The 6,783-nt window shown below is 71.4% G+C and carries 6 protein-coding genes; 4 read left to right on the forward strand and 2 right to left on the reverse strand.

The annotated features are described in order from the left end of the window. Both E9934_RS18125 and E9934_RS18130 read left to right on the forward strand, forming a co-directional pair. Positions 1 to 1,268 (forward strand): FAD-binding oxidoreductase (locus E9934_RS18125; RefSeq protein ID WP_193556926.1); only part of this gene is annotated, 1,268 nt, incomplete at its 5' end. Beyond that, positions 1,265 to 2,176 (forward strand): diacylglycerol/lipid kinase family protein, encoded by a 912-nt coding sequence (locus E9934_RS18130; protein WP_136564311.1) that lies wholly within the window; start codon positions 1,265 to 1,267, stop codon positions 2,174 to 2,176. The genes E9934_RS18125 and E9934_RS18130, both read left to right, overlap by 4 nt. 97 nt (positions 2,177 to 2,273) lie before the next feature. Here the strand turns inward: E9934_RS18130 and E9934_RS18135 are convergent, their stop codons facing one another. Continuing rightward, positions 2,274 to 3,431, reverse strand: coding sequence for an acyl-CoA dehydrogenase family protein (locus E9934_RS18135; protein WP_136564312.1), 1,158 nt, complete (start codon positions 3,429 to 3,431; stop codon positions 2,274 to 2,276). 98 nt (positions 3,432 to 3,529) lie between these two features. Between E9934_RS18135 and E9934_RS18140 the strand changes: the two genes are divergently transcribed. Continuing rightward, positions 3,530 to 4,210, forward strand: a complete 681-nt coding sequence (locus E9934_RS18140; protein ID WP_136564313.1) for a TetR/AcrR family transcriptional regulator — start codon at positions 3,530 to 3,532, stop codon at positions 4,208 to 4,210. A 130-nt stretch (positions 4,211 to 4,340) separates the two neighbouring features. On the opposite strand, the gene E9934_RS18145 is transcribed toward E9934_RS18140, so the two are convergent. Then, positions 4,341 to 5,021 (reverse strand): pirin family protein, encoded by a 681-nt coding sequence (locus E9934_RS18145; RefSeq protein ID WP_136564314.1) that lies wholly within the window; start codon positions 5,019 to 5,021, stop codon positions 4,341 to 4,343. Between the two features lie 68 nt (positions 5,022 to 5,089). Here E9934_RS18145 and E9934_RS18150 point away from each other — a divergent pair, with 68 nt between their 5' ends. After that, the gene (locus E9934_RS18150) at positions 5,090 to 6,451 is read left to right on the forward strand and encodes a GH1 family beta-glucosidase (RefSeq protein WP_136564315.1); all 1,362 of its coding nucleotides are present in this window, start codon (positions 5,090 to 5,092) and stop codon (positions 6,449 to 6,451) included. The last annotated feature ends 332 nt before the right edge of the window (positions 6,452 to 6,783 follow it).

The following is a 6,783-nucleotide window of genomic DNA, read 5'->3' on the forward strand; positions in this document are numbered from 1 at the left end:
GGCCCGGCAGCCACGACGACGTCGCCGCCCTGCTCGCCTGGGCCGGCACCGAGCGGGTCGCGGTCGTCCCCTTCGGTGGCGGTACGGCGGTCACGGGTGGTCTGGTCGCCGACCCCGCCTCCGCCGGACTCACCGGGGTGGTCTCCCTCGACCTGGGCCGGATGCGCCGACTGCTCGCCCTCGACCCGGTGTCCTCGACGGCCACCCTCGAGCCCGGCCTGCGTGGTCCGGAGGCCGAGGCGCTGCTCGCCCAGCACGGGCTGATGCTCGGTCACTTCCCGCAGTCCTTCGAGTTCGCGACGATCGGCGGCTTCGCGGCCACCCGCTCCAGCGGCCAGTCCAGCGCCGGCTACGGCCGCTTCGACGCGATGGTCGTGGCGCTCCGTGTCGCCACGCCCGCCGGCGACGTCCGTCTCGGCGCCTCGCCCGCCAACGCGTCGGGCCCCGACCTGCGCGAGCTCTTCCTCGGCTCCGAGGGCGCCTTCGGCGTGATCACCGAGGTCACCGTGCGGGTCCGCCCGCTGCCGGAGGTCAAGGACTACGAGGGCTGGCGCTGGGCGTCCTTCGCCGACGGTGCCGACGCGATGCGCCAGCTCGCGCAGGCCGACCTGCTCCCGACCGTCCTCCGGCTCTCCGACGAGAACGAGACCGCGATCAACCTCGCCGACCCCGAGGGCATCGGCGGAGAGGGCAACGCAGGCTGCCTGATGATCGTCGGCTACGAGGGCACCCCCGCCGCGGTCGCCGCCAAGAAGGCCGCCGTCACCGGCGCGCTCACCGCGCTGGGCGGCACTGCGCTCGGTGCCGAGCCGGGCCAGTCGTGGGCGTCGGGGCGGTTCAATGCGCCGTACCTGCGCGACAGCCTGCTCGACAACGGCGTCCTCGTGGAGACACTCGAGACGGTCACCTTCTGGAGCAACCGGGAGAACCTCTACACCCGCGTGAAGGCGGCGCTGGAGGCCGCGCTGCCCGGCGCGATGGTGCTCTGCCACGTCTCGCACGTCTATGCCACCGGCTGCTCGCTCTACTTCACCGTCGCCGCCCCGGGCGGCGAGGACCCGCTCGCCGCCTGGCTGCCCGCCAAGGCCGCGGCGTGCGAGGCGATCGTCGCCGCCGGCGCCTCGATCACCCACCACCACGCGGTCGGCACCGACCACAAGCCCTACCTGACCGCCGAGATCGGCGAGGTCGGCGCCCGCGTCCTGCACGCGGTGAAGGACGCCGTCGACCCGGTCGGCATCCTCAACCCGGGAGTGCTGATCCCGTGAGGTCGTTCGCCTTCCTGGTGAACCCGAGCTCGGGTGGCGGCGCCGCGCCGAAGGTCGTCGTCCCGCTGACCCGTGTCCTGCGCGAGGCCGGCGCCCAGGTCGACGTCACCTACACGACCTCGATCGCCGAGACGCCCGCCCTCGTCGCGGCCGCGATCGCCCGCGGCGCCGTCGTCGTCTCCGTCGGCGGCGACGGGATGCTGTCGTCGGTGGCCGGAGAGGTCGCCGCGCAGGGCGGTGTCCTGGCCGTCGTACCTGCCGGACGGGGCAACGACTTCGCCCGGATGCTCGAGATCCCCCACGACACCGCAGCCCAGGCCGAGCTGCTGCTGCACGGCGAGGAACGGGCGATCGACCTTCTTCGCGCCACCTCCGGCGACGGCACCGCTCACGTCGTGGCCGGCTCCGTCTATGCCGGCGTCGACGCCCGCGCCGCCGAGATCGTCGACCGCTCCCACTGGCTGCCCTCGGCGCTGCAGTATCCCGTCGCCGCCGTCCGCGCCCTCGCCACCTACCGCCCGGTCCGCTGCGTCCTCGAGGTCGACGGCGCCCGGTCGTCCCACGAAGCGGCGACCGTGGTGATCGCCAACTCCCGCTTCTACGGCAAGGGCATGGCCATCGCCCCGAGTGCGTCCGTCTCCGACGGCCTGCTCGACGTCATCGTCATCGAGGCCGCCGGTCGACTCGACCTCATCCGCGCCCTGCCCAAGGTGTACGACGGCGGCCACGTCGACCTCGACGAGGTGACCGTGCTGACCGGCCACCGGGTGACCCTCTCCGGCGACTACGCCGGCGGCGGCGCCGTCCCCGTCGGTGCCGACGGCGAGGCGCTCGACGCCCTGCCCGCCGACGCCGGGAGTCCGCTCGCCGTCGACCTGATGCCGGGAGCCCTGCGGATCCTGCGGTGAGGTGACGTCTCCTGCCCGTCGCCCCGTGCGTTTCTGTCGTGATCTGCCGTGACTAGCGACAGAAGTGCACGGGACGACGGCCGGTCCTGCTGCGAGGTCAGGCCGGCGCGGGCAGCGACCGGCTGATGATCTCCTTCATGATCTCGCTGGTGCCGGCGTAGATCTGGGAGACCCGGAGGTCGGCCCAGGCGCGAGCGATCGGGTACTCGTTCATGTAGCCGTAGCCGCCGTGCAGCTGCAGGCACTTGTCGGCGACCTTCTGGGCGCGCTCGGAGCACCACAGCTTGGCCATCGCGACGGTGGGGATGTCGAGCTGCTGGTCGAGGTGCAGGGTGATGCACTCGTCGACGAAGGAGCGGGCGACGCGGGCCTCGGTGGCGACCTCGGCCATCTTGAACTTGGTGTTCTGGAAGCCCCAGATCGGTCGGTTGAAGGCCTGGCGGTCGTGGACGTAGCGCATCGTCTCGTCGAAGCAGAACTCCATCGCGGCGACGTTGGAGACGGCCACGATCAGTCGCTCCTGCGGGAGCTGCTCCATCAGCTGGATGAAGCCCTGGCCCTCCTCGCTGCCGAGCAGGTTGGTGACGGGGATCCGGACGTCGGAGAAGAACAGCTCGGAGGTGTCCTGGCCCTTCATGCCGACCTTGTCGAGCACCTTGCCGCGGGCAAATCCGGGGGTGTCGGTGGGCACGATGACCAGCGAGATGCCGGACGCGGCCTCGTTGGGGTTGGTCTTGACGACGGTGACGACGACGTCGGCCTGGGCGCCGTTGGTGATGAAGATCTTGGAGCCGTTGACGACGTACTCGTCGCCCTCGCGGATCGCCTTGGCCTTGATGCTCTGCAGGTCCGAGCCGGTGCCGGGCTCGGTCATCGCGATCGCGCCGACGACCTCGCCGGAGGCCATCTTCGGCAGCCACTCGAGCTTCTGCTCCTCCGTCCCGTACGACAGGATGTAGTGCGCCACGATGCCGTTGTGGAGCGAGACGCCCCACGAGCTGTCGCCGGAGCGGGCCTGCTCCTCGATGAGGATCGCCTCGTGGGCGAAGGTGCCGCCACCGCCGCCGTACTCCTCCGGGATCGACAGGCAGAGCAGACCGACCTCGCCGGCCTTGTTCCACAGGTCGCGGTCGACCTGCTTGTTCTCGATGAACCGGTCGATGTTGGGCTTGATCTCCTTCTCGCAGAAGGTGCGAGCGAGATCGCGGAAGTCGTCGAGGTCGGTGTTCATCCACGGCGAGCGGCGCTGGGGCATGTCGATCCTTTGTCGGTCCGAAGTTCTGGATACACGGTGTATCGGCCACCGGATACTAGTTGTACCCAAGACCGGTTGTCCAAGGTAACCTCCCTGCTGTGGTGGACGTGGTGAGATGGGTCGACTCGACGGTGCGGCGTCGCAACGCCAAGGAGTCGCTCGAGAGCGACGCCCGGCGCGCCCAGGTCGTCCAGGCCGCCATCGACGCGATCGAGGAGGGCGGCGCGTCGGTCGGGATGGGCCAGATCGCCGAGCGCGCCGGCATCCCCCGGCCCAACGTCTATCGCCACTTCGCGAGCAAGGAGCAGCTCGACGCCGAGGTCGCGCGGTACGCCGCCACGGAGCTCATCCGCCGGGTGCGCCCGCACTTCGCCCGCTCCGGCACCCCGGCCGAGGTCGTTGGCGGACTGATCGCCCCCTGCGTGGCCTGGGCGGCCGAGCACCCCCACCTGTTCCGCTTCCTCGCGGCGCAGCAGCAGACCAAGGCGCTCCACCGCGCACGCCTGGGCCGCACCCGGCTGCTCACCGAGATCGTCGACGCCGCGCGGAGCTATCTGCGCGAGACCCCGCTGTCCGCGGACCCGCCCGAGGGCGTCCTCGTCGGCGTGATGGGCATGGTCGACGCCAGCATCATCTGGTGGTTCGACCACCACGACGAGACCGAGGCCGAGCTCGTCGCCCGCCTGACCCGCCAGGTCACCGCGGTGCTCATCGACACCCTCGGGCAGTACGGGCTCGCCGTCGCCGACGACATGGTGTTCCCCGCGCCACCCGCGTGACCGCCTTTGGTGGTCGAGGAGCCCGCGAGGGACGAGCGGGCGTCACGAGACCCCTGTGGTCGCCTTGTCGAGGTGCGCACAGGCATCTCGTGACGCTCGCTGGCGCTCGCTCCTCGATGACCAGCGAGAATCAGGCGAAGGACCAGACGAGCAGCTCGCTCGGCACCGCCGCGGTGATGTCGTACGACGGCTCGTCGGTCAGGACGAAGGCGTCCCCGGCCGACAGCGGCTCGGCCAGCGACGACCGCAGCAGGGCACCCGTCGCGACGAAGGCATGCACCCGGGCGGCGGCCGGCAGCGCCAGCGTCTCGCCGGCGGCCAGCCGGGCGACGGCGAAGGTGGCGCCGGGGGTGAGGAGCGGCAGCGGCGCGGGCACCAGCCCGGCGCCCGGCTCCGCTCCGACCGGGGCGACGGCGTAGGTCGGCTCGGCCGACACCACCTCGGACCCGGGCGTGAGCCACACCTGCACGAAGCGGCAGGGGCCGTCCTCGGAGGCGACCTCGGCGTGCCGCGTGCCCGCGCCGGCGACCAGCACGGCGCACTCGCCGGCACGCACGACGGTGGACGCGCCGTCGGCGCCCGTGTGCACGAGGGCGCCGGAAACCACCCACGACACGATCTCGAGGCCCTCGTGGGGGTGGTCACCGAAGCCGCGGCCACCGCCGAGCAGGTGGTCGTCGTGGCAGATCATCGGGCCGAACGAGACCCGGTCGGGATCCAGAACCTCTCCGAAGGAGAAGGCATGCTGGGTCAGCCGACCGGCCTCCCGCTCGACGAACCTGTCCGAACCCCTGCGAATCTCGACGCTCACGTGCGAGATTGTGCCTGTTGGCTCTCCATGGGGGAGCGGGAGCCACGTCCCTCAGAGCGGAGTGCACCGTGCAGCGCGATCGCGAGCCAGCCCACCGGCTTCCGGCCGACTTCAGGTTCGGGACCAGCACGGCGTCGTACCAGATCGAGGGTGCGGTCGACGAGGACGGACGCGGTCCGTCGGTGTGGGACACCTTCGCCGCCGAGCCCGGCCGGGTCCGCGACGGTGACACGGGCGCGGTCGCGTGCGACCACTACCACCGCTTCGCCGACGACATCGAGCTGATGCGCGGGCTCGGTGCCGAGGGCTACCGGTTCTCGATCGCGTGGCCCCGGATCCAGCCGACCGGCCGCGGTCCGGCCAACGCCGCCGGGCTCGACTTCTACGACCGCCTCGTCGACGGCCTGCTCGAGGCCGGGATCCGGCCGATGGCGACGCTCTTCCACTGGGACCTGCCGCAGTCCCTCGAGGACGACGGCGGCTGGCTCAACCGCGACACCATCGAGCGCTTCGCCGAATACGCCACCATCGTCGGCGAGCGGCTCGGCGACCGGGTGGCCGACTGGGTGCCGGTCAACGAGCCCAATGTCGTCACGATGATGGGGTACGCCGTCGGCATCCACGCACCGGGCAAGACGCTGATGTTCGACGCGCTCGCCGCCGGCCACCACCTGCTGGTCGCGCACGGCCGGGCGGCGATCGCGCTGCGGGCCCTGGGCGCGCAGAGCATCGGCTGCGCCAACAACCACGCGCCCATCTGGCCCGGCAGCGACGACCCGGCCGACGTCGGCGCCGCGAAGCTCTTCGACACCCTGTGGAACGGCCACTACCTCGAGGGCATGCTGCTCGGTCGCTATTCCGACGACCTGATGATGCTGGTCGAGCACCACGTCCGCGACGGCGACCTCGCGACGATGCGCCAGCCGCTCGACTTCTACGGCCTCAACTACTACAACCCGATGCGGATCGCGGCCGCCCCCGAGACCGCGGAGCTGCCGTTCGAGTTCCTCGACGTGGTCGGCTACCCGACGACCGACTTCGGCTGGCCGGTGGTCCCCGACGCGCTGCGCGAATGGCTCATCATGTTCCGCGCCCGGCTCCGGGCCGCCGTACCCCCGATCGTGATCACCGAGTCCGGCTGCGCCTACGACGTCGGGCCGGACGAGCACGGCGTGGTCGACGACCACCAACGCGTCGACTACCACGCCGCCCACCTCACGGCCGTCGCCGAGGCGATCGAGCGCGGCGTCGACGTCCGCGGCTATTACGCGTGGTCGCTTCTCGACAACTTCGAGTGGTCGGAGGGCTACAGCCAGCGCTTCGGCCTCGTGCACGTCGACTACGAGACCCAGGTCCGCACCGCCAAGCGGTCCTACCACTGGTACGCCGACCTCGTCGCCGAGCACCGCCGCCACACCGCCGACGGCTGATCCCTTGTCGTTCGTCGAGTAGCCCGCCGAGGGACGAGGCGGCGTATCGAGACGTCGGTGCGATGTTGCTGGAACTGGCCCGGTCGGGTCACGGGCTGCGGTCGTCTCGATACGCGGCCCGCTGGCGCTCGCCTGCTACTCGACGAACGATGGGAGCTGCGATTCGACGAGCGACCGGTGGCAGCGGGTCGATAGCCTGCGGGTCATGCGCGCCATCCAGGTCCTCACCACCACCGGCCCCGCCGACATCGTCGTCACCGACATCCCCGAGCCGGTCGCCGGCCCGGGGCAGGTGCTCGTCGAGGTGCACGCGGTCGGGGTGTCCTTCCCCG

It is taken from the genome of Nocardioides caeni (genome assembly GCF_004912195.1).
Lineage (GTDB): Bacteria > Actinomycetota > Actinomycetes > Propionibacteriales > Nocardioidaceae > Nocardioides > Nocardioides caeni.

Excerpts from the sequence above, each read along its gene's own strand:
- E9934_RS18135 (WP_136564312.1), bottom strand. The coding sequence starts at position 3,431 with ATGCCCCAGCGCCGCTCGCCGTGGATGAACACCGACCTCGACGACTTC.